Source organism: Neobacillus fumarioli NBRC 102428 (genome assembly GCF_001591485.1).
GTDB lineage: Bacteria > Bacillota > Bacilli > Bacillales > Cytobacillaceae > Neobacillus > Neobacillus fumarioli.
The window spans coordinates 1-23464 of sequence record NZ_BCUZ01000026.1 but is presented as its reverse complement, the minus strand read 5'-3'; the positions used below and the strand labels follow the sequence as shown (position 1 = coordinate 23464).

Sequence of the window (23464 nt, the reverse complement as noted above, 5' to 3'; positions counted from 1 at the left end):
AACAAAGCTGTAAACAAATGAATTTTATAAGTGAAAGGGCCTTAACATGAAACTATTATTTATTGGTGACGTTGTCGGTTCGCCTGGCAGGGATATGGTAAAAGAATATCTGCCGAAATTAAAAGAAAAATACCGTCCAACTTTAACAATCATAAACGGAGAAAATGCTGCTGGAGGAAAAGGAATAACTGAAAAAATATACCGGCAATTTTTAGAAATCGGTGCACAGGCAGTCACATTAGGGAATCATGCATGGGACAACCGTGAAATATTCGAGTTTATTGATCAGGCAAAATATTTAGTGCGCCCTGCTAATTTTCCAAAAAATACTCCAGGAAAAGGTCTTATCTTTTTAAAAATAAATGATATAGAATTTGCCGTCATCAATTTACAAGGGCGTACTTTCATGAACCCAATTGATTGTCCATTTCAAAAGGCTGATGAATTGGTATCAATGGCCAGATCAAGAACTCCATTTATTTTTGTTGATTTTCATGCAGAAGTAACTAGTGAGAAGCAAGCACTTGGTTGGTATCTTGATGGCAGGGTTTCAGCTGTTATCGGGACACATACGCATGTTCAAACAGGGGACCATCGTATATTACCTGGTGGAACAGCTTACATGACAGATGTAGGTATGACCGGACCGTATGACGGTATTCTCGGGGTTGAAAAAGAAGCGGTATTGAAACGATTCCTCACGAGTCTGCCGGTCCGGTTTGAAGTACCTACGAAAGGAAGAAACCAGTTAAGCGCCGTTACGATTGAACTTGACCGTAAAACAGGCCTAGCAAAACAAATAGAACCGATCTTAGTGAATGAAGATCATCCATTTTATTCGTAAGAGCAAATTGAATTTTGCTCTTTTTATATTGTCTTTTTTGTCCAAGCCGGAATATGTTCTATGGCAAATGAATATAGTAGCAGTGGAATGTTATACACCTGATTTGTTCATGATACTGCTCATGCGGAATCGGGATTTTACAAGGAGGAGCCAGGAATGGAGATATTAAAAGTTTCAGCAAAATCTAATCCTAATTCTGTAGCTGGTGCACTTGCCGGAGTTCTGCGTGAAAGAGGTGCAGCAGAAATACAGGCAATTGGTGCGGGTGCATTGAATCAAGCTGTAAAGGCAGTAGCCATTGCCCGAGGATTTGTAGCACCTAGCGGAGTTGACTTGATTTGTGTCCCTGCGTTTACCGATATTTTAATTGACGGTGAAGAACGCACAGCTATTAAGCTAATTGTAGAACCGCGATAACGATTTAAAAGATATGGGAAGAAATGGTGACATGTTGCCTGCTGGTAAAAACTCCGGCAGGTTTTTTTATTGATTGCCCTCTTAAACGAATATGAAAGTATTATCTCAAAATATAAATTTTGACATAAAATAAAAAATTTTATAGAGAAATATCATGACAATACCAGTCATCATAAATGTTTTTAACTGAAAAAATTGCAGGAATCAAATAAAAATAAAATATTCATATTTTAGACAATAATTTACCTGAAAGGGTTGCTTTTTTTTGCCTATAGGTCTAGAATTGTAAGCGTTTAGTACGTATCCATGTTTCTAGTTTTTACGTCTTTAAAGGAATAAAATAGACTAATTTCTAGTGATTTAATCGGAAAAGTGCTACACTATGAAAAAATTTATTTTACTTTACTTTTTTACATATCCAAAGGGGTGTAATTCATGATCAATCAACTTTCATGGAAAGTTGGCGGACAACAAGGGGAAGGTATTGAAAGTACTGGAGAAATCTTTGCGATTGCACTGAATCGTCTAGGATATTACTTGTATGGCTATCGCCACTTTTCATCACGAATTAAAGGCGGTCATACAAACAACAAGATTCGGGTAAGTACAACAGAAGTTCGTTCCATCTCTGACGATCTTGATATCCTTGTAGCGTTTGACCAAGAAACGATTGATGTAAACTACCAAGAGTTACAAAGTAAAGGTGTAATCCTTGCTGATTCCAAATTTGATCCTAAAAAGCCTGAAGACACCGAAGCATCGTTATATGCAGTTCCATTTACAGAGATTGCTACAAATTTAGGAACATCTTTAATGAAAAACATGGTGGCAATCGGCGCTACTTCAGCAGTTTTAGATTTAGATATTCATGTTTTTGAAGATGTAGTTCGTGAAATTTTCGGCAAAAAAGGCGATCAAGTGGTAGCGAAAAATATGGAAGCCATCCAAGCCGGATTTGATTATATGAAAGAGAAAATGGATGGAAATGTACCAACAATGGTACTTGAAAAAGCAGACGGCAAACACCGTATGTTTATGATTGGAAATGACGCGATTGCACTTGGAGCTCTTGCCGGCGGTTGTCGTTTCATGGCTGCTTATCCAATTACACCAGCTTCAGATATTATGGAATATTTAATAAAGAAATTACCTGAACTTGGTGGTTCGGTTATTCAAACAGAAGATGAGATCGCTGCATGTACAATGGCAATCGGGGCAGCTTACGGTGGCGTCCGTGCTCTTACAGCCTCATCAGGCCCAGGGCTTTCCTTGAAAACCGAAGCAATTGGCTTAGCCGGTATTACAGAAACTCCGCTTGTTATAGTTGATACTCAACGCGGAGGTCCATCAACAGGATTACCGACAAAGCAGGAGCATTCTGACCTTATGGCCATGATTTATAGTACGCATGGAGAAATTCCGAAGATTGTCATTGCTCCAAGTACTGTTGAGGAAGCTTTCTATGATACGGCAGAAGCCTTTAACCTTGCGGAAGAATATCAATGCCCTGTCATTGTTTTATCTGACCTTCAATTATCACTTGGAAAACAAACCGTCGAACCGCTGGATTTTTCAAAAGTTGAAATTCGCCGTGGCAAACTTATAACAGAAGGGCTTCCAGAAATTGAAGATAAAGGCTATTTCAAACGATATGAAGTAACAGAAGATGGTATTTCACCACGGACAATTCCTGGCGTGAAGAATGGTATTCACCATGTGACTGGTGTAGAACATGCTGAGACTGGCAAGCCTTCTGAGTCTGCTGCAGTCCGCGTTGCTCAGATGGATAAGCGGATGCGTAAAATTGAAAATATTCGTTTCAATACACCTGTATATAAAAACGCACCACATGAGGAAGCTGACCTGTTAATCGTTGGTTTTAACTCTACTCGAGGTGCCATTGAAGAAGCGATGGAACGTTTAGAAAAAGACGGTTTGAAAGTAAACCATGCACATGTTCGATTAGTTCATCCATTCCCAGCAGACGAGCTTTCACCGTTGATGCAATCTGCTAAGAAAGTGCTTGTTGTTGAGAACAATGCAACAGGCCAACTGGCAAACATTATCAAGATGAATGTAGGATTTGCTGATAAAATCACTAAGTTTAATAAATATGATGGAAATCCATTCCTGCCTCATGAAGTTTATTCAAAATGTAAGGAGTTGTTCTAAATGGCCACTTTTAAAGACTTTCGTAATGATGTAAAACCGAACTGGTGCCCTGGCTGTGGTGACTTCTCTGTACAAGCGGCTATTCAGCGTGCTGCTGCAAATGTTGGTTTAGTACCGGAAAATTTAGCAGTCATTTCAGGAATTGGATGTTCAGGCCGTATCTCCGGTTACATTAATTCTTACGGATTTCACGGAATTCATGGTCGTGCACTTCCGATTGCTCAAGGGGTTAAAATGGCCAACCGTGATTTAACAGTCATTGCTTCAGGTGGTGACGGGGACGGCTTTGCAATCGGTATGGGTCATACAGTTCATGCCATTCGCCGCAACCTGGATATTACTTATATCGTTATGGATAACCAAATCTATGGATTAACAAAAGGTCAAACCTCTCCTAGATCAGCGATGGGCTTTAAAACAAAGTCCACTCCAGCAGGATCTATTGAACCAGCTATTTCCCCAATGGAAATGGCATTAACAGTTGGAGCAACCTTTGTAGCACAAAGTTTTTCAACTGATTTAAAAGACCTTGTTGCTTTAATTGAAGCAGGTATTAAACATAAAGGTTTCTCTTTAATTAACGTATTCAGTCCTTGCGTTACTTATAATAAGGTAAATACTTATGACTGGTTTAAAGAAAACTTAACCAAATTAAGCGACATCGAGGGTTATGATCCATCAAGCCGTGAAATGGCCATGCAAACATTAATGAAATATAATGGGTTGGTAACTGGACTAATTTATCAAGACACAGAGCGTCCTTCTTACCAAGACTTGATTCCTGGATATTCTGAAGAGCCTCTTGCAAAAGCAGATCTTAACTTGGATCAAGCACATTTTGACAAATTAGTGGCTGAGTTTATGTAATAAACTTGCAGTGAGCCCCCGTGGAATTGACTTCCACGGGATTTTCTATTGTTTTCATATGCTTTTCACATTATACTATAATAATGTGCAGATTAATCTCTGGACATGTTTATCTGGATATACAATAGGTAAAAAATAGCAATATCAATTTTAATAGATGTCAATTTTTTAAGAAAGGGGCTTTAACAAATGAATGAAAAGCAACGATTAGAAAGCCAGCAATCAAATGCTGTTAATCCTTCGGACAAAAAATCCGCCAAGGATTACAGCAAATACTTTGAAAGAGTGATCACAGCACCTTCATTAAAAGAAGCAAAAAAACGTGGAAAAGAAGAAGTAAAATATCATCATGATTTTTCGATTCCCGAAAAATTTCGCGGGATGGGCGAGGGACGCAAGTTTTATATTCGCACTTATGGCTGTCAAATGAATGAACATGACACAGAAGTAATGTCCGGTATTTTCATGGCCTTAGGCTATGAGCCGACTGATCGGACGGAAGATGCCAATGTCATCCTTCTCAATACGTGTGCGATCCGCGAGAACGCTGAAAATAAGGTATTCGGTGAACTTGGCCATTTAAAAGCATTAAAGATGGAGAAACCCGATCTATTACTTGGTGTCTGCGGATGTATGTCCCAAGAAGAATCCGTAGTCAACAAAATCTTAAAAATGTATCAGCATGTTGACATGATTTTTGGAACCCATAACATCCACCGCCTGCCGTATATTTTGCACGAAGCATACATGTCTAAGGAAATGGTTGTTGAAGTTTGGTCAAAAGAGGGCGATGTAATCGAAAACTTACCAAAAGTGCGCCGCGGCAATATTAAAGCATGGGTAAATATTATGTACGGCTGTGATAAATTCTGTACCTACTGTATTGTACCTTATACTCGCGGTAAAGAACGTAGCCGCCGGCCAGAAGAAATCATTCAGGAAGTCCGCCAGTTGGCAGCTCAAGGATATAAGGAAATAACTCTCCTTGGTCAAAATGTGAATGCATATGGTAAAGATTTCGAAGATATGAAATATGGACTTGGTGACTTAATGGATGAATTGCGCAAAATCGACATCCCTAGAATTCGCTTTACAACTAGCCATCCGCGTGATTTTGATGACCATCTTATTGAAGTGCTTGCAAAAGGCGGTAATTTGATGGATCATATTCATTTGCCGGTACAATCAGGTTCAACAGAAATTTTAAAAATTATGGCTCGCAAGTATACAAGGGAACAATACTTGGAGCTTGTCAGAAAAATTAAAGCAGCCATCCCTGATGTTGCCTTAACTACAGATATTATCGTCGGATATCCGAATGAAACAGAAGAGCAATTTGAAGAAACATTATCACTCTATCGTGAAGTTGGCTTTGAATCAGCTTATACGTTTATCTATTCACCACGTGAAGGAACTCCTGCCGCCAAAATGGAAGATAATGTTCCTATGGAAGTTAAGAAGGCCCGCCTACAGCGGCTGAATGATTTAGTAAATGAATTGTCAGCCAAAGCATTGAAACAATATGAAGGACAAATTGTCGAAGTTCTTGTTGATGGAGAAAGCAAGAACAATCCTGATGTTCTTGCCGGTTATACAACGAAGAATAAACTTGTTAACTTTACAGGTCCAAAATCTGCAATTGGCAAAATTGTTAAAGTAAAAATTACTGAAGCCAAAACATGGTCTTTAAATGGAGAAATGGTGGAAGAATTAGAACCAGCAGAGGTGAAATAAGGTGGCGAAATATACGAGGGATGAGATTGTCGCACACGCCAAAGAATTGGCTCGTATGATTGCTGAAACGGAGGAAGTCGATTTTTTCAAACGTGCTGAGGCTCAAATTCATGCAAATAAAAAAGTAAGCACGCTAATTTCTGAAATTAAAGGTCTTCAAAAGCAAGCAGTAAATCTTCAGCATTATGGAAAAACTGAAGCTTTGAAAAAAGTAGAAGAAAAACTTGCTTCCCTCGAAGCCGAACTGGATGAAATCCCAGTTGTTCAGGAATTTAAGCAGTCCCAGGTAGATGTAAATGACTTACTTCAGCTGATTGCTGCAACCATTTCCAATACCGTAACTGATGAAATTATACTGTCAACAGGCGGTGACCTGTTGACAGGAGAGACAGGAGCAAGTCTAAAAAATGGAAGTACAGCTTGCATGTCTCTTGAAGGCGACTATGACCATGATCATTAATAAATGAGCCGGGCTACTCCTAAGCCCGGCTTTCTTACTGTTATTTAAACTCCACTTAAGCCCTTTCACGAACGGCATACACCTAAACATGAATTCCGCATAAGATGAATCATATCTAAGCATTTAACCAGTTTTCTAAAAATTATATTTCACACTAGTCTACACATTCGCATAGGATGAAATGAAACAAAAGTGAGGAGGGTTCGCGCGAAATGGGAGAATATAGAGAGATTATAACCAAGGCGGTAGTAGCGAAAGGACGGAAATTTACCCAGTCCAATCATACGATTAGCCCGGCACATAATCCAACCAGTATTCTAGGCTGCTGGATTATCAACCATAAATACAACGCGAAAAAAGTTGGCAAAACCGTAGAAATCCACGGCTCTTATGATATTAACGTTTGGTATTCCTTCAATGATAATACCAAAACAGAAGTGGTCACTGAACGTGTACAATATACAGACGTCATTAAGCTGAAGTACCGGGACCATGATTGCCTTGATGATAATGAAATTGTCGCCCGTGTATTGCAGCAGCCGAATTGTACTGAAGCGGTTATTTCCCCGAATGGAAACCGCATCATCGTTCACGTAGAAAGGGAGTTCCTTGTTGAAGTGATTGGTGAAACTAAGGTTTGTGTCCGCATCAACCCAGAGGGCTGCAAAGATGAGGATGATGATTGGGGCAATGATGTCGACGATGAAGAATTCGAGGAGCTTAATCCCGATTTCTTAGTCGGAGGGGAAGAGGAATAACCATAACTAGGAGGTTTTACTTCCTAGTTTTTCTTTTTTTTTTAAGGTGAATGTTTACCTGGAAAAATTAGCAACCTATAATTTAGGAGGTGTTGAACTTGGAACCAAGAAAACCTGGAAACAAAAACCTGCCTGATTTTAACGAGTTATCAGACCGTGTGATTGCAGAGAGCCCTTCACAACCAATATTGGTCATCAAAACAAATCTGGATCCTAAAGATGCAAAAGAGAATAATCCATATTCCAAAAAAGGGGATGTTCAAAATCCCGAGGAGTTTAAAAATTATTTTGAAGAATAGAAAGCCAGAGTTTTATTTCTGGCTTCTTTCCCATTCAGGTTTCAGTAATGATAAGACATACGTATCATTTGGCTTGCTATTTTGCCAAATATAGCCTCGAAGCAGTCCATCAAGGGTAAAGCCAATCTTTTGAAGAAGTTGAAGAGACGCTTCGTTTTCAGGATAAACAAGTGCTCCAATACGGTATAAAATGAGTTTTTGAAAGCTAAAGTTCAATACTTCTGTGATCGCTTCAAGTGCAAATCCTTTCCTCCAATAGGCGGGATGCAATTCATAGCCAATCTCTGCTCGTTTATTTTTAAGCTGCATACTGTTCAAACCTAGTGTTCCAATTATTCGTTGGTTTTCCTTCAACTTAATCCCCCAGCGAATCCCGCGTTGTTCGATAAAATTTTTATGAAACAGATCAATTAATCTTGATGCCTCGGCCGGCAATGTAAATGGGTCTGTCCCGTAATACTTCATTACCTCTTCTAAAGACAAAATTTCAAATACGCTGTCAACATGTTTATGTGTAAGTTCGATTAATTTAAGTCTTTTGGTAGATAATATTGGAAAATTCAACGGTTTGCACTCTCTTTCCATCATGAATGTTTTTTATTCTAGAACCAGTGTACATGGACCATAATTAGAATGAAAGAGATAATCTAAATTTACTTTATTAATTTTTAGGAAAGAGCTCTGCAGGAGCTTCAAAAGTTTCAAGAAAGCGCACGGCACCTTTTGATAAATATTTGCCTTTTAGCCAAATAATGGCTGATTCAGATTCGATCATTAAATCCTCTAATTCCATAATTTTTAAACCAGCGGTCGGGAAGGAAAGCAAAGTTGATTTTGGTAGCAGAGTTGCTCCAACTCCGGCTCTTACAAGGGATAAAATCATTGCCGCATCGGGGCATTGGCAAACAATATTTGGCTCGATGCCGAACTTTATAAACTGATTTACAACGAGTTCATACAAACCTTCACCCTTGATGCGATGTAATAACATCAAAGGCATTTCAGCAATTTCTCTTATTGTAATCGCTTTCTTATTTGGCCAACTTTCAGGCACAACAAGAACAAAGCGGTCATTTGGTAGAGGCAATGTTGAAAAGTCATTCAGTTCTAATGGGAGTCTGACAATAGCGAGTTCGACTTCCCAATTTCGAATGGCATTTGCCAGCCGATAAGAATCACCCTCATGTAAACGAAAAGTGACCAGGGGGAAGTGTTCACGAAAATAGCGAAGTCTCTCTGGTATGTAGGAAAAACAGGATTTTACGCAGCCGAGTGACAAAAGGCCTTTTACCCCTTCTCCAACCTCTTTCACTTCAGTAACGGTTTCTTCAAAGCGGCGTAATATTTCTTTGGCTCTTGTATATAAAACCTTTCCAGCTTCCGTTAATTCCATATTTCTGCCATTACGGTCTAATAAGGGGACACCAAACTCTTCTTCCAGCAATTTAAGCTGTTGGCTTAAGGGGGGCTGTGCCATATGAAGTTTTTTGGCTGCACGAGTTATTTGTCCCTCTTCGGCGATCGTTGAAAAATAACGTAACTGTTTAATATCCAAATAATAGTTCCTCTCCTTTTAACTATATTTTTTTCGTATGGAAAACCAATTTTATAAGTATTTTTCATATATCATATCACATGTTAGAGTAATATTGTAAATAAATTCAGATAATTACAGCAGAATGATTATATGGCACAGATTCTACAAAATACGTTCACTAAAGCCTTTTTATAAAAATGGCAATGAGAAAGGAGAAAGCCAAAATGCCAGTCAAAACAGGAAAACAATATATTGAAAGAGTGGATCAGGCACAAGTAAATGTATGGATTGATGGAAAACAAGTAAAAGGGAAGATATCAGAGCACCCTGCATTTAAAGGGGTAATGCAATCGCAGGCTGAAATGTATGATATGCAGCATGACCCGAAGAAACAAGATATTATGACTTATGTATCTCCTACTTCAGGGGAAAGAGTGGGTACTTCTTATATCACCCCAAGAACAAAAGAAGATTTAGAAAAACGCCGACTAATGATGCAAGAATGGGCAAAATTTAATGGCGGCATGATGGGACGTTCACCAGATTATATCAATGTTGGAATCATGGCCTACGGGAACGCTTCAGAGATGTTCGGCAAGCAAGACTCGTTTTATGCAAAAAATATGCAGGAATACTATGAATATTGCCGTGAGAACGATATTTCCTTAACACATACACTAATCCAGCCTCAAGTAAATAGAGCGGTAAATGCGGCTCAATTACCTGACCCCTACATTGCGGCAAGAATAGTTAAAAAAACATCGGAAGGGGTAGTCATTCGCGGTGCCCGTCTTTTGGCAACACAAGGGGGGATTACAGATGAAATCATGGTGTTCCCCTCGACATTATTAAAGCAAGCCGAAGAGGAAAATCCATATGCCTATGCATTTTCGATTCCTAATAACACACCTGGTTTGAAATTTATTTGCCGTGAGTCATTTGATTATGGAAAGTCCAATTTCGACCATCCGCTTGGATCGCGCTTTGAAGAAATGGACACGATTGTTGTTTTTGATGATGTAGTGGTTCCTTGGAATCGAATCTTTGCCCTTGGAGATGTTGGAATATGTAATCAGGCATACAATGAAAGCAATGCCGTTGTTCATATGACACATCAAGTAGTATCAAAGAACATTGTCAAAACCGAATTTATTTTAGGCATCCTGCAATTAATGGTGGAAACCATCAACATTGGCCAATACCAGCATGTGCAAGAAAAAATGTCTGAAGTAATCATCGCGTTGGAGACGATGAAAGCTTATATAACGGCTGCAGAAGCCAATGCCAAAATTGATAAATGGGGGGTTATGACGCCTGACTTCACGCCATTAAATATTGCCCGTCATTACTTTCCGAAGATTTATCCGAGATTCAGCGAAATTATGCAATTACTTGGCGCAAGCGGTTTGATGGCTATTCCAAATGAAAACGATTTCAATTCTGAAATTCGTAGCGATTTAGATAAATATTTACAGGCTGCCAATTCGGATGCCTATAATCGTGTCAAATTATACCGCTTGGCATGGGATGTTTGCTTAAGTGCATTTGGTTCAAGACAAACACTTTATGAGCGCTTTTTCTTTGGTGATCCGGTAAGAATGGCCAGCAATTTATATAACGGTTATGATAAGAAAACACACGTTGACTATGTAACAGAGTTTTTGAGCCGTTCTGAAAAAGTACAAGAAAATGAAGTGAAACTCTAGATATTAGGAAGAACGTTCTGCTTATCTAGAATTATATTATTTCATATATCCATTAGTAAAATGGTAGCAATACATTCTTAATCGATGACTAAAATGAAAAGGGGAAGGGATTATAATGTTTGAAGAGTTGAAAAAAAGATTACGAGGATCGATCGCTCCAGTAATTACACCATTTAATGAAGATGAATCCATTGATTTTGAAACCATGAGTAATCTCATTAATTGGCAAATTGAAAGTGGCAGCCATGCTATTTCTGTAACAGGCACTTCAGGGGAACCAAGTTCTTTAACAGTGAAGGAACGGGAATTGGTAATGGAAAATGCGATAAAAACAATCAACGGAAGAGTTCCATTTGCTCCTGGAACTGGATCGGTCAATCATCAAGAAGCCGTTTATTTAACCAAGTTTGCCCAAGAACTAGGTGCAGATGCAGCAATGGTTATTGTTCCTTACTACAACAAGCCCTCACAACATGCCCTTTACAAACACTTTAAAGCGATTGCTGATGCAGTCGATATTCCAATTATTGTTTATAATATTCCGGGACGTACAGGAGTTAACCTGGAGGTAAAAACACTTGCCAGATTAGTAGAAGACTGTCCGAATATTATCGGTGCAAAAGAATCAAATAAAGATTTTGAACATGTGAACCGGGTATTGCTGAACTGTGGCAGAGATTTCTTGCTCTTTTCCGGAATTGAACTTCTTTGTTATCCGATGCTCACAATAGGTGGGGCAGGTTCTATTAGTGCAACAGCTAATGTCACACCTGGTCTTGTTGCTGAGATGCATAATGCCTGGGCAGCAGGAAATATTGAACGGGCACTTGAACTTCACTATGAACTCATGCCATTAAACGATATTTTGTTCAAGGACACCAATCCGGCACCGGTAAAGGCAGCGCTTGGAATGATGGGCAAAATCAAACCAGTATTGCGTAAGCCAATGGACCTTCCAACACAAGCACTCCAAGATGAAATTCGTGAAGTTCTTAAACAATATGTTGAACTACCCGATCAACTTGCCTCAAGATAGTACGAATATAGAGTAGGATAAGCTTCTAAAAAGTTAACCTTGATACAAAACAAAGGATGTGAAATAGTATGCAAAAGAATATGACGGAATTAAGAGTACAAGCAGTTCATAAACGGGTTGAGGATGTTAAATTATACATTAATGGTCAGTTTGTGGATGCAGAGAGTGGAATGTCTTTTGAAAATATTAACCCTTTTACAAATCAAATAAACAATTATATTGCAGAAGGGCGAAGTGAGGATATTGATAAAGCGGTAGCCGCTGCAAAAGAGGCTTTTGAAAACGGACCATGGGGCAAGATGAAAATCGAACAACGGATGAAGTATATTTATCGAATTGCGGATCTAATTGATGAAGCAGTAGAAGAAATCGCCATCTTGGAATCATTAGACACAGGTCTTCCAATTAGTCAAACCAGAAACCAGGTTTCGCGCGGAGCAGAAAACTTCCGTTTTTATGCAAGAATGGTGCAAACAACATTACATGGAGAAGCCTATCCAATGGATCATGAGTTTATTAATTATACAATCTATAAACCACTAGGTGTAGTTGGATTGATAACTCCGTGGAATGCCCCATTTATGTTAGAAACATGGAAAGTAGCACCGGCGTTAGCGACGGGCAATACAGTCATCTTGAAACCTGGAGAACTATCTCCGCTATCTGCTAATAAGCTGGCGGAAATTATCGACAAAGCCGGACTTCCTGAGGGAGTGTTTAATGTTGTTCATGGCTTTGGTGAGACTGCAGGAGCCAGGCTTGTTGCACACCCTGATGTGAGAGCGATTTCATTTACAGGAGAAACGACAACTGGCTCCATCATTATTAAGAATTCAGCCGATTCCTTAAAGAAAACCTCTATGGAACTGGGAGGTAAATCGCCTTTAATCGTTTTCGAGGATGCAGATCTGGAACGTGCTCTGGATGCTGCCATCTGGGGGATCTTCTCCTTTAATGGTGAACGCTGTACTTCGAATGCCCGTGTTTTCCTTCATAAAAATATTAAGGACCAATTTATCTCAGCTCTTAAAGAAAGGGTAGCAAATATTAAAATTGGTGACCCAATGGATCCTTCTACGGAACTAGGGCCTTTAATTGGAAAGGAACATTTTAACAAGGTTAGAAGTTATATTGAACTAGCAAAAGAGGAAGGCTGTGAAGTGTTTCAGGGGGTAGTTCCTGAGGAAGTGAAAGCAGGAAATTTTGTTCCACCAACCCTTCTTTTGAACGCCAAAAATGAGATGAGAGTCTGTCAGGAGGAAATTTTCGGTCCGGTAATGGCTGTCTTGGAGTTTGAAACAGAAGAAGAAGTCATTAAGGCGGCAAATGACGTAAAATATGGTCTAGCCGGATTTGTATGGACTAATGATTTAAAGCGTGGCCACCGCATTGCCCATGCAGTGGATGCAGGTATGATTTGGATTAATGCGCAGAATGTCCGGGACCTTCGGATTCCGTTTGGGGGAACAAAAGCAAGCGGAATCGGGAGAGAAGGAGGCCATTATGCCATTTTTGAATTTTATACAGAACCGAAGATCATCCATGTTGCGATCGGCAACCATCATATTCCACAATTCGGCAAAAGGAAGAAGTAATTTGGCTCTTGCCAGAACATGTTGTCAGATTAAGAAATTAGTATAATTGGGGGCCACCGTATGAATTTTAATATTATTCGCATTGCTAGAACCATTCTAAATGTTAAAGACTTAGATCGCTCACGCGAGTTTTATGTAAATGCTTTAGGGTTTGTGGAAACCGAAAGCAGTGATGAGTATATTTATCTTCGCGGACTAGAGGAGCATACACATCATAGTCTAGTATTAAAGAAATCTGATAAACCAGGGGTTCATGCCTTAGGGTATAAAGCAGCAAGAGAGGAAGATTTAGATAAACTGGCAGCACTATTTGCGTCAAAAGGTTTAAAGACGAAATGGCTTGATGAAGGCACACAGCATGCCATCGGGAGAGCCTTACATGTACATGATGTATCAGGTATTCCGCTGGAGTTTTTCTGTAAGATGGAGGGTGCCGAACGGCTGCTTCAGCGCTATGATCTCTATCGAGGGGCGCGAATCCAACGTATTGACCATGTAAACTGCTCTGTTCCTGATGTGGAAAAAGCTTACGATTTCTTCGTAAATGAACTAGGATTTGCTTGTTCTGAATACACAGCGACAGAGAATGATCGAATTTGGGCAGCATGGCTGCATCGCAAGCAAGGGGTTCATGACCAGGCATTTATGAATGGCGATGGGCCACGCCTGCATCATATCGGTTTTTGGCTCCCTGACCCATTAGCACTTATTCATTGTTGTGATATTCTTGCATCTCTTGGTTATGGGGATTGTATCGAGCGCGGCCCTGGCCGGCATGGGTTATCGAATGCCTTCTTCCTTTACCTAAGAGACCCGGACGGTTACCGAATTGAATTATACAATGGTGACTATTTAACCAGTGATCCAGATTTCAAACCGATCCGTTGGGAATTGGATGACCCAAGACGGCAAACTTTCTGGGGGCATAAAGCTCCGGACAGCTGGTTTAGTGAAACCTCTCCATTCTTAGATATTGAGACGGGTGAAGAGATTGTATCACAGGCTGCAAAACTGGCTAAAATCAAGCCGGAATTTATTTTGTAGATAATAGAATGAGGAGTTTGGAAATGTGTGTAGCAACACGCATTCGACATCCACTCCTCCTTTTCATTTTTAACTTTGTATATTTTATTTTTATACAAAGGTGAGATGATGAACACGATCAAGGCTGATTTATAAACGAATTATTTTAATCCCATTTAATTATGCCGAAGGGAGTTGAAATATTGAGCATTGCTAAAATTAAATTTTCAGGAAAGCAGCTTGAAGAGGAAGTAAAAGTAGATATGGCAAGTGGAACCGTAGAACATGGCGGCTTATCATATGAGCTTAAGAAACTATCATTAGGCGCGCCCATTTCTGGAACTATCTACGGTACATTATTAAATTATTCAGGGGTAGTTGAAGCAATGGAGTCTACATTTTATGAGCTTCCCTATAATAAACCGCCCCAAGGTCCTGTCCTTTACATTAAACCGATAAATACGGTGATTGGTTATGGGGTGCCAATTCCTTTGCCGGAAGATGTTTCTGAATTGGAGGTTGGTGCAGCATTAGGTGTTGTGATGGGGAAATCAGCCACTCGTGTGAGAGAAGACCAGGCTTTAGACTATGTAGCGGGATATACTGTTGTTAATGATGTCAGCATACCTCATAGCAGTGTATACCGTCCTGCGATTAAACAGAAGGCGCGCGATGGTTTTTGCCCAGTAGGACCGTGGGTAATTGACAAGGATGCAGTAACTGATCCTAATGCATTAGAAATCTCAGTTTTTGTTAATGGAGAACTTCGGCAACAAAATACAACGGCCAATCTCATTCGCCCCGTTTCCAGGCTGATTTCGGAGATTACAGATTTTATGACCCTACAATCCGGAGATGTTTTGCTAGTTGGGGTTCCTGAGTGTGCACCATTAGTTAAGGCGGGCGATCATATACGGATTGAGATTTCTGGTGTAGGGAGTTTGGAAAATCAAGTAGTTCACGAACAGTATTAGCTTTGGGGGGATCGAAACTATGAAACGGGCAAGAGTAGCATATGCCGGAGCTATTCATCATGCTGTGGAGTCCAATGGACAGATAAAGCTTGCTGATGGCAGGATTGTCGCCGAACAGGAAGTGGTTTGGCTGCCTCCGGTCAAACCAAGGACGGTGTTTGCGCTCGGTTTGAACTATGCAGACCATGCGAAAGAACTATCTTTTCATGCACCATCCGAACCGCTTGTGTTTTTAAAGGGACCCAATACATTCGTAGGTCATCGTGCCCAAACACGCCGTCCCAGGGATGTGGCGTTTATGCATTATGAGTGTGAATTGGTTGTCGTAATAGGCAGACAAGCCCGTAAAGTCAAAAGAGAAAATGCTTATGACTATATTGCGGGATATACGGTAGCAAACGATTATGCGATCCGTGATTACCTTGAAAATTATTATCGGCCTAACCTTCGGGTGAAGAATCGGGATACCTGTACTCCGATTGGACCATGGCTTGTCGATAAAGACGATATTGCTGATCCTATGAACCTGACATTGCGAACCTATGTGAATGGGAAGTTGACACAACAAGGATCAACGAAGGATATGATTTTTGATATCCCGTTTCTTATTGAATATTTAAGCAGCTTTATGACCCTTCATGAAGGGGATATGATCTTAACCGGAACACCCGAGGGAGCAGTAAACACTGCTGTCGGTGATGAGGTTGTCACTGAAATTGAAGGGATTGGACGTTTGGTTAACAAGATTGTAGGAGATGAAGCTTTCATCATGACAGGGAATGAATGAATTTAGCCGAATCACAATTTCTCATATGACAGCAGGATGCTCATTCGTGTCTCGAATTCTTACAATTAGAAGTGAAAGGGGTATAAAAGTGCCACATATTATACTTGAGTATACAGACAATATTAAGCAGGAAGCAGATATTCCAAGTCTTTTGAAAAAAATAAATGAGGTGTTCGTTTTAAAGATCCATATATTTCCGATTGGAGGTATCCGGTCCCGGGCAATTGAGCTTCATGACTATTGTGTCGCAGACGGAACGGAAGATGATGCTTTTGTTCACGTAACGGTGAAAATTGGTGCCGGACGTTCAGAAAAGGATAAAAAGGAAACATGTGATGAGCTTTTTGAGGTTATAAAAAGGCATTTTTCTGCTTTATATGCAAAACGATATTTAGCTTTATCTTTAGACTTGGTAGAATTCAGTGAAGCAGGAACCTACAAATACAATAACATTCACAAGCGATATACAACATTGTAGGTGAAATACTACATATATGTTGGAACCCTTTGTTCTCTAAATTCAGAAAATTATTGCTAATTCGTCTATATTGTTTTTATAATATTTTTTGATAAGGCAGAATGAAAGGGAGAAGACATAATGGTTTTACAACTGGAAGATGTATCATTAAAACGGGATGGTAAATGGATTTTACAAAATATTAATTGGCAGGTTCATCCTAGGGAAAACTGGGTTTTACTCGGTTTGAATGGTTCCGGAAAAACAGCGATTTTGAATTTGCTTAACGCTTTTTATTTCCCGACAAAAGGAAACGTAACTGTATTAGGGATGGAATTTGGCAAGACGTATCTCGGGGAGAAACTTCGCAAACAAATTGGCTTTGTTTCATCGTCCCTCCAAGAAAAAATTCATGCCGGCGATAATGCGTTTGAGGTAGTATTAAGTGGTGCCTTTGCATCTATCGGCCTTTATGAACAACCAACAAATGAAATAAGGGATAAGGCAATTGGCTTATTGGAAGAACTTGGGTGCCTTAAATATGCCAACCAAAACTATGAAACCCTTTCCCAAGGGGAAAAGCAGCGGGTTCTGATTGCTCGTGCTTTAATGGCAGACCCGTCACTTTTAATTCTGGATGAACCAACGAATGGGCTGGATTTTATTGCCCGAGAAAAACTGTTGGATTCAATTGAAAATATTGCTAGACATCCTGATTCGCCGACAATGATTTATGTAACCCATCATGTTGATGAGATTTTACCTGTCTTTAACAAAACTTTGTTGCTAAAAGCCGGACAAGTTTTTGCTTCGGGAGATACGAAGAAAATGCTGGCAGACGATCAGCTTACACAATTTTTTGAGCAACCTGTCCATGTTTACTGGCAAAACGGACGCCCAATTCTCACCAGAATGCAAGAAGAATTCGGAAAGATTTAAGTGGTATTAAAAAGGGGCACAAATGAACATAAAGAGTGCTGCAACAGGCAGCACTCTTTGTGAAAGTTTGGTGTAATTGGCTTAGCCAAAGTAACGATGATATAATGTCTTAGCTTCGGAGATATTCTTCGTACCATGTACAATTACCCTGCCGTCTTGAAAAATGACTAATCGATGAGAGCCTGTACTGAATGATAAAAGATAAGGATTTCGCTGCACGGTACCGCCTTGTTTTTGCAGTGTTTTTTCTAAAGCTTCTAAATCACGGACTACTGGATGGGCGGGACGAATCTGTACAGAGTCTCTTCCACAAAGTACCGCTGTTTTGGTTTGATTTTCAAACGATAAATAAGGGTAAGTGCGCTCTTTTCCACAAGAAGGACAATCCTTTTTTTTCAGTTTCTCCACTTTTATGGCACTATATTGGTTTTTCCATAAATCAAAGGAAATGAGTTTGTTTCTCAGTGAGTCAGAGTCTCCAACTAAAATTTTTAATGCCTCACTGATTTGATACGAAACTACCATATTAACAGCGGGGCCGATAATTCCTGCCGTATCACATGTTAATCCTCCGAGTGGAACAGTTCCTAATAAGCAGGAAAGACAAGGTGTTTTTTTCGGAATAATGGTGTAGGTTATTCCGTAACTTCCAACACAGGCGCCATAAATCCACGGGATGCCGTACATCTGAGCTGCATCGTTGATCATCATTCTTGTTTCGAAATTATCTGTTGCATCAATGATGAGATCCACATTTTGTGTCCATTCTTTAAGCTCTAAAGCTGAAGCATCGGCAATGATGGCCTCAATAGAAACTGAAGAATTGATGGCACTTAAACGATTTTTCGCTGCAATCACTTTTGGCAGACGGTTTCTGGCATCGTCTTCGGTATATAGCTGTTGACGTTGCAAATTGGACCATTCCACATAATCACGATCTACAATGGTCAGCTGACCAATTCCGGCCCGTACTAGAGCTTCTGCACCGGCAGATCCGAGCGCGCCGGCGCCAATGATAAGCACATGTTTCCTTGAGATGTTTTCTTGGCCGGCTTTTCCAATCGGAGTAAATAATTCTTGGCGCGAATACCGATTATTCACCCCACACTCATTCCTTCCTTCGGACTGCTAGCTGTGGCGTACCGTTTCTTCTCGATTCGCCCGGCTTCGAACCCTAATCGCCCGGCTTCAATGGCTAATTTCATTGCTTTTGCCATCTTTACAGGGTCGTTTGCACCTGAAACCGCGGTATTTAATAATACACCATCGGCACCTAATTCCATTGCTAAAGCAGCATCAGCTGGTGAGCCGATTCCGGCATCAACAATAACGGGAACTGTTGCTTGTTCAATTATAAAGCTAAGGTTTACTGGATTAATAATTCCCTGACCGGAACCAATGGGAGAGGCCCCTGGCATAACAGCATGACAGCCGGCTTCCTGAAGTTTTCTCGCTAAAACGACATCATCAGATGTATAAGGAAGTACAATAAATCCTTCCTTTACCAATTCTTCAGTTGCCTTAAGAGTTTCAATTGGGTCAGGAAGCAATGTTTTATCACAGCCGATCACTTCAACCTTAATCATGTCGCATAAGCCGGATGCCTTCGCTAATTTTGCGATCCGGACAGCTTCTTGTGCTGTTTTTGCTCCTGCCGTATTAGGAAGAAGGGTGAATTTTTCCGTATCGAGCTGTTCCAGGAAGTTGGGCTGGCTCGGTTCAAAAATATTCATCCTTCTGACAGCAAACGTTAATATTTCTGCTTCGGACACTTCAACTGCTTGTTTCTGAATTTCGAAGCTTGGATACTTTCCTGTTCCTAGCAGCAAACGAGATTGAAAGGATAATGGACCTATTTTTAACATATTAACCGCCTCCTACAAAATGAACAATTTCAATTCGATCTTTATCTGATAATCTTGTACTCTGATGTTGTGCACTTGTTAAAATATTACCGTTAACTTCTACTACAACAACTTTGTCTTGTATGTCATAATGTTCTAACAGATCTTTAACATTTTCAATACCATCTTGTAATTGTACGGATTCGCCATTTACTATTACGTTCATGTGTACCCCCTAGAATATCATTTCTTTATGCCGATCAAGCCGGAAAGCGGAAAGAAACGGATCTTTATTTAATTTGCCTTCCATTAGCTTTGCCGTCAGTATGCCGGTAATGGGGCTTAAGAGGATTCCGTTGCGAAAATGTCCTGCTGCGATAAACAATCCTTTCCAATTCGGATGTTCACCGATGTAAGGGAGCCCGTCCCCAGTTTGCGGTCGAATACCGCTCCATACCCGCATCACTGCTGCATTGCTTATAGACGGAATGATGTGGACAGCTCTGGCTGTTAGTTCTGCTATTCCTCCCGGTGTTACAGTAGCGTCAAATGAATGTTCCACCATTGTGGCGCCAATATAAATTTCTCCATTGCGCTTAGGAACGAAATAACAGCGTTTATCGGAAAAAATCGTTGTATTGATGATTGGTTTTTCCGTTTTTATCGAAAAACATTCTCCTTTAACAGGATACATCGAAAGATTCAGCCCAGATCCTCGCATCAATTCCGCTGCCCATGCACCTGCAGCTACAACAACTTGACCGCAATGGATTATGCCATGTGTGGTTTTGACCCCTGTAACTTGACCTTTTTCAAAAAGAAATGAAAGAACTTCCGTATATTCTCGAATTTCCGCCCCAAAATCGAGCGCAGCTTTTGCAAAAGCCTTTGATAATTTTGTCGGCTGGACATTCCCGTCATTCGGGAGATACATTCCTCCCGCTACATTCAGGGAGAGGGCAGGTTCCAATTCTCTTATTTCATTGGCATCGAGCCACTTTATTGCCGGATCCCATTTTCTTTGATAGATTACTTGTTTTTTTACTTCTTCGGCGATTTCTTCTGTTTCGGCAATTTTCAGCATACCATTATAAGTTAACTCAATATCAATTCCAGTGGCTTCGAATAACTCTTCCGAAAGAGAGGAAAACATAGCTTGGCTTTTTAATGCAAGCTGGAATAAGGGCCCGTCTTGTTCAAGTTCCGCTTGTGCTGCCAGCATGCCTGCTGCCGCACTGGATGACTGGCAGGCAAGCTCGCCCTTTTCTATGATGATTACTTTTCTTCCCAGCTTTGAAAGCTGATAGGCAATAGAGGCCCCGTTAATTCCGCCTCCAACAATGGCAACATCATATGTATTTTTCACTTTATCCATCTCCATATTTTAATGCATTTCCATAAGCTTTAACCGCTAATAATGGATCGCGGGCTTCTAAAACTCCCGACATGACAGCGATTCCAGCAGCACCGGTCTGAAGTACTTGTTTCGTATTCTCCGGTGTTATACCGCCGATTGCGATAACGGGGATGTCCAGTTGCGAGAGCCACATTAACTCCCCAAGTCCTTTGGGCGGCTTGCCTGGTTTTGATGTAGAAGGGAAAACATGGCCATACAATACGTAATCTATTCCATCCATGGCGGCTGATTTTCCTTCTTCAAGGGAGTGGATGGAACTTCCAACTCTTAACTCGGGAAATGCTTTCTTGACAATACCGGCATGTAAACTATGAAATGCTAATTGAACACCACAAGCTTTTGCAACAATGGCAACATCTACGCGGTCATTAATGATCAGTTTTGATCGTGGAATGTTTGCACAAGCAAAGAGCTCGACTGCCTCAAACAGTTCCCGTGCTGTTTTGTCTTTTTCCCGTAAATGAATAGCTGTTACATAGGGGTGTATGTCCATTAAAATTTCCCGCAATTGTTCAACTGGTATTTTTCCATTTGAAATGATATGCAGTTCTTTGCCATTAAATAAAATGTTTCTCACCTTCTTTTGGAAAGATTCCGCTTTAAAAATCAAGTGAAAAACAAAAAACCACTTTCTTGTTTCAGAAAGTGGTGAAAATTTGAGATGCAAGACTTTCGCCTTCAAAAATTCAGTTTTCCACTTCCCTACGCTGGCATCATCCAGATCAGGTTCTTAGAGTCCCGAAGTACCACTTCAATCTCAGCCTTTTATAAAGGCACCCCTAGCGGAATTGCTTCCTATATTAAATTGAAATTATTACCTGCAACTATAATATTATCATTCTTGTTATAAATGTCAATTATAATATTGAAAAACAAAGTGTTGATGTAATGTTACGAATATATTGAAAATAATGCTTATTCGATAATTTTTAACTTGGATGCAAATCTAGGAAATTTTGAACTTGATTTACATAATTCTCTTTTGGAAATGTTTTATATAATATGCTGGATAAGCGGATCGGATCACCAAAAAAGTAGCGTTCATATTGGGTTTGTCTTGTTCCGAAGGAACTCATTGTTAAATCCCAGGCCAGCCGAAAGAGTTTCACCCTGTCTATTGCATGTTTATTGGCTCCCTGAAGGTACTGGTATAGCACATCCCTTATATCGGATTCAAAATCTTTTTCAGTAGGCAGTGTGACCAAGCCGCTTGCCCCAATAATTTGAATAATCTCAATAAATCTTGGGTAAATTTTCGGGAATATATTGCTGGCGACTTGTAGTGGGATCAGACTTGGCCGCATCGTTCCCCATTCATCAAGCTGTGCTTCTTTTTCTGATTTTTCCAGTAAAGCTTTCATTGTTTCAAGACCAATGATGATTTCCTACAGTTTTTCCTGAATATGCTGATAGCCGTCAATGTTAATCGTCTCTACTAAAGCCTGAGCCAAACCTAGGATAAATTCTGTTTTTACTATTTGCCTTGTAATGACTTGATGGTAAGCAAAGTGATGAAATGAGCTTTTAAGGATAAAGTCATTGGCAGCCTCAATATTATCATAGAAAAAAATGCGTTCCCAAGGAACGAAAACATTGTCAAATACCAAGATCGTATCCATTTCTTCAAATCTTGAACTTAGCGGATAATTAAACGAAGAATCGCCATTAACATAGGATTCCCGGCAAATAAATGTTAACCCTTCTGAATTGGATGGGATGGATAAAGCGAATGCCTCTGCTTCATCTACTATTCCTCCAGATGAATAGACAAGTACTTCATCCGTTAAGCCCCCCTGGGTAGCTAAAAGACGCGCGCCTTTAATAATGACGCCATTTTCATTTTTTTCTACTATTCTGGCGGAAATCGGTTCCTTGGAAAAGCTAAGGTTAAATTGTGAGCGATTTACTTGTGGTGTGATGAAAGTGTGGGTAAAAGAGAGGTCGTTTTTGACTGCGCGTTCATACAAAGCTTGAATATTTTGAGGAAAACAATGTTCCCTTCCATTTAAGAGATTCCGGGAGGAGGCGAAAGCCATGATGATACTGTTCATATAATCAGGGCTTCTGCCCATCATGCCTAGTGTATGCCTTGCCCATATCTCCATCATTGCCCTTCTTTTGCTTATATCCTCTTTTGTCTTTGGCTGCAGAAACGAAAGTCCGGTGATTTCTTTAGTTTCTGGGGATAAGTAGGTTAATCTGCTAGATAAATCGGGATGAACTTGCAGGTCATAGAGCGAGGCTTTGCTTGCCAAAATCCCTTTAAAGGCAGGATGTTCGGATTTCTTTCCTTCTATTTTTGTGCCGTTCAGCCAGATGTTAGTATTCAGCCAATCAATGCGTTCGATAAATTCCTTTCCGGTAATGACTCCCATAAAACCACTCCTTAACAAATTAAAGCTTTTCCCACCAATCGAATAAGCTTAGCTAGTTTCAGTTTATTGGCTTAAAGGTTGTCCCGTTCAGTTATTTTATCTGTTAACAGGAAATTGGGTATATATGTAAATAATAAACATTAATGAATAGAACAAAATCTTCGAAATAAATCTATAGTCTTAAAGTTTAAATCTTATGAAGGAAATACCAAGAAATTTAATT

Annotated in this window: 23 protein-coding genes, 1 pseudogene and 1 riboswitch; of the genes and pseudogenes, 16 read left to right on the top strand and 8 right to left on the bottom strand. The window is 40.0% G+C overall.

The features are described from left to right. Positions 1 to 46 precede the first annotated feature (46 nt). From BFU02S_RS06615 to BFU02S_RS06580, 8 genes are all read left to right on the top strand, one after another. The gene (locus tag BFU02S_RS06615; RefSeq protein WP_066368228.1) at positions 47 to 844 is read left to right on the top strand and encodes a TIGR00282 family metallophosphoesterase; all 798 of its coding nucleotides are present in this window, start codon (positions 47 to 49) and stop codon (positions 842 to 844) included. A gap of 156 nt (positions 845 to 1000) precedes the next feature. After that, positions 1001 to 1261, top strand: a complete 261-nt coding sequence (gene spoVS, locus BFU02S_RS06610; RefSeq protein WP_038541258.1) for a stage V sporulation protein SpoVS — start codon at positions 1001 to 1003, stop codon at positions 1259 to 1261. A 435-nt stretch (positions 1262 to 1696) separates the two neighbouring features. Further along, on the top strand, positions 1697 to 3433 hold the full coding sequence (locus BFU02S_RS06605) for a 2-oxoacid:acceptor oxidoreductase subunit alpha (protein WP_066368226.1): 1737 nt from the start codon (positions 1697 to 1699) through the stop codon (positions 3431 to 3433). Further along, positions 3434 to 4300, top strand: coding sequence for a 2-oxoacid:ferredoxin oxidoreductase subunit beta (locus BFU02S_RS06600; RefSeq protein ID WP_066368224.1), 867 nt, complete (start codon positions 3434 to 3436; stop codon positions 4298 to 4300). It abuts the gene before it with no gap. Between the two features lie 189 nt (positions 4301 to 4489). Next, positions 4490 to 6034, top strand: coding sequence for a tRNA (N6-isopentenyl adenosine(37)-C2)-methylthiotransferase MiaB (gene miaB, locus BFU02S_RS06595; protein WP_066368221.1), 1545 nt, complete (start codon positions 4490 to 4492; stop codon positions 6032 to 6034). A gap of 1 nt (position 6035) precedes the next feature. Further along, positions 6036 to 6494 (top strand): YlbF/YmcA family competence regulator, encoded by a 459-nt coding sequence (locus tag BFU02S_RS06590; protein ID WP_066368219.1) that lies wholly within the window; start codon positions 6036 to 6038, stop codon positions 6492 to 6494. 212 nt (positions 6495 to 6706) lie between these two features. Next, complete coding sequence (locus tag BFU02S_RS06585; protein ID WP_066368217.1) at positions 6707 to 7252, top strand: outer spore coat protein CotE; 546 nt, start codon at positions 6707 to 6709, stop codon at positions 7250 to 7252. 89 nt (positions 7253 to 7341) lie between these two features. Continuing rightward, positions 7342 to 7551 carry a hypothetical protein gene (locus BFU02S_RS06580; protein ID WP_439950992.1) on the top strand — a complete coding sequence of 70 codons (210 nt, stop codon included), beginning with the start codon at positions 7342 to 7344 and terminating at the stop codon, positions 7549 to 7551. Between the two features lie 12 nt (positions 7552 to 7563). Here BFU02S_RS06580 and BFU02S_RS06575 read toward each other — a convergent pair whose 3' ends face one another. Next, on the bottom strand, positions 7564 to 8136 hold the full coding sequence (locus tag BFU02S_RS06575) for a GNAT family N-acetyltransferase (RefSeq protein WP_439950993.1): 573 nt from the start codon (positions 8134 to 8136) through the stop codon (positions 7564 to 7566). A gap of 76 nt (positions 8137 to 8212) precedes the next feature. Continuing rightward, the gene (locus BFU02S_RS06570) at positions 8213 to 9106 is read right to left on the bottom strand and encodes a LysR family transcriptional regulator (protein WP_066368211.1); all 894 of its coding nucleotides are present in this window, start codon (positions 9104 to 9106) and stop codon (positions 8213 to 8215) included. A gap of 206 nt (positions 9107 to 9312) precedes the next feature. Between BFU02S_RS06570 and hpaB (BFU02S_RS06565) the strand changes: the two genes are divergently transcribed. The 8 genes from hpaB (BFU02S_RS06565) to BFU02S_RS06530 all read left to right on the top strand — a co-directional run bounded on the left by hpaB (BFU02S_RS06565) (position 9313) and on the right by BFU02S_RS06530 (position 17605). Continuing rightward, positions 9313 to 10794: a 4-hydroxyphenylacetate 3-monooxygenase, oxygenase component gene (hpaB, locus tag BFU02S_RS06565; protein WP_066368210.1), complete on the top strand. Its 1482-nt coding sequence runs from the start codon at positions 9313 to 9315 to the stop codon at positions 10792 to 10794. Between the two features lie 115 nt (positions 10795 to 10909). Beyond that, positions 10910 to 11830 carry a 2,4-dihydroxyhept-2-ene-1,7-dioic acid aldolase gene (gene hpaI, locus BFU02S_RS06560; protein WP_174520331.1) on the top strand — a complete coding sequence of 307 codons (921 nt, stop codon included), beginning with the start codon at positions 10910 to 10912 and terminating at the stop codon, positions 11828 to 11830. Between the two features lie 68 nt (positions 11831 to 11898). After that, positions 11899 to 13425, top strand: a complete 1527-nt coding sequence (gene hpaE, locus BFU02S_RS06555; protein ID WP_066368200.1) for a 5-carboxymethyl-2-hydroxymuconate semialdehyde dehydrogenase — start codon at positions 11899 to 11901, stop codon at positions 13423 to 13425. A gap of 60 nt (positions 13426 to 13485) precedes the next feature. After that, on the top strand, positions 13486 to 14469 hold the full coding sequence (gene hpaD, locus BFU02S_RS06550; RefSeq protein WP_066368198.1) for a 3,4-dihydroxyphenylacetate 2,3-dioxygenase: 984 nt from the start codon (positions 13486 to 13488) through the stop codon (positions 14467 to 14469). A 182-nt stretch (positions 14470 to 14651) separates the two neighbouring features. Next, on the top strand, positions 14652 to 15422 hold the full coding sequence (locus tag BFU02S_RS06545; protein ID WP_157075867.1) for a fumarylacetoacetate hydrolase family protein: 771 nt from the start codon (positions 14652 to 14654) through the stop codon (positions 15420 to 15422). Between the two features lie 19 nt (positions 15423 to 15441). After that, the gene (locus tag BFU02S_RS06540; RefSeq protein WP_066368193.1) at positions 15442 to 16209 is read left to right on the top strand and encodes a fumarylacetoacetate hydrolase family protein; all 768 of its coding nucleotides are present in this window, start codon (positions 15442 to 15444) and stop codon (positions 16207 to 16209) included. An 88-nt stretch (positions 16210 to 16297) separates the two neighbouring features. After that, a complete protein-coding gene (locus BFU02S_RS06535; RefSeq protein ID WP_066368248.1) occupies positions 16298 to 16687 on the top strand; it encodes a 5-carboxymethyl-2-hydroxymuconate Delta-isomerase in 390 nt (129 codons plus the stop codon). Positions 16688 to 16807: 120 nt separating this feature from the next. Continuing rightward, complete coding sequence (locus tag BFU02S_RS06530; protein WP_066368191.1) at positions 16808 to 17605, top strand: ABC transporter ATP-binding protein; 798 nt, start codon at positions 16808 to 16810, stop codon at positions 17603 to 17605. 81 nt (positions 17606 to 17686) lie between these two features. Here the strand turns inward: BFU02S_RS06530 and BFU02S_RS06525 are convergent, their stop codons facing one another. The 6 genes and pseudogenes from BFU02S_RS06525 to hpaB (BFU02S_RS06500) form a co-directional block, all read right to left on the bottom strand. Beyond that, positions 17687 to 18706 (bottom strand): thiazole biosynthesis adenylyltransferase ThiF, encoded by a 1020-nt coding sequence (locus BFU02S_RS06525; RefSeq protein ID WP_066368186.1) that lies wholly within the window; start codon positions 18704 to 18706, stop codon positions 17687 to 17689. Then, positions 18703 to 19470, bottom strand: coding sequence for a thiazole synthase (locus BFU02S_RS06520; protein ID WP_066368183.1), 768 nt, complete (start codon positions 19468 to 19470; stop codon positions 18703 to 18705). Before BFU02S_RS06520 ends, BFU02S_RS06525 begins: the two co-directional genes overlap by 4 nt. Position 19471: 1 nt before the next feature. Beyond that, positions 19472 to 19675 carry a sulfur carrier protein ThiS gene (gene thiS, locus BFU02S_RS06515; protein WP_066368176.1) on the bottom strand — a complete coding sequence of 68 codons (204 nt, stop codon included), beginning with the start codon at positions 19673 to 19675 and terminating at the stop codon, positions 19472 to 19474. A gap of 9 nt (positions 19676 to 19684) precedes the next feature. After that, entirely contained in the window at positions 19685 to 20815 is a 1131-nt protein-coding gene (thiO, locus tag BFU02S_RS06510) for a glycine oxidase ThiO (protein ID WP_066368173.1), read from the bottom strand. A 1-nt stretch (position 20816) separates the two neighbouring features. Beyond that, on the bottom strand, positions 20817 to 21533 hold the full coding sequence (locus tag BFU02S_RS06505; RefSeq protein ID WP_369690649.1) for a thiamine phosphate synthase: 717 nt from the start codon (positions 21531 to 21533) through the stop codon (positions 20817 to 20819). Positions 21534 to 21548: 15 nt separating this feature from the next. Next, positions 21549 to 21657: riboswitch (TPP riboswitch) on the bottom strand. 138 nt (positions 21658 to 21795) lie between these two features. After that, positions 21796 to 23241: pseudogene (gene hpaB, locus BFU02S_RS06500) on the bottom strand (4-hydroxyphenylacetate 3-monooxygenase, oxygenase component). Positions 23242 to 23464: the final 223 nt, after the last annotated feature.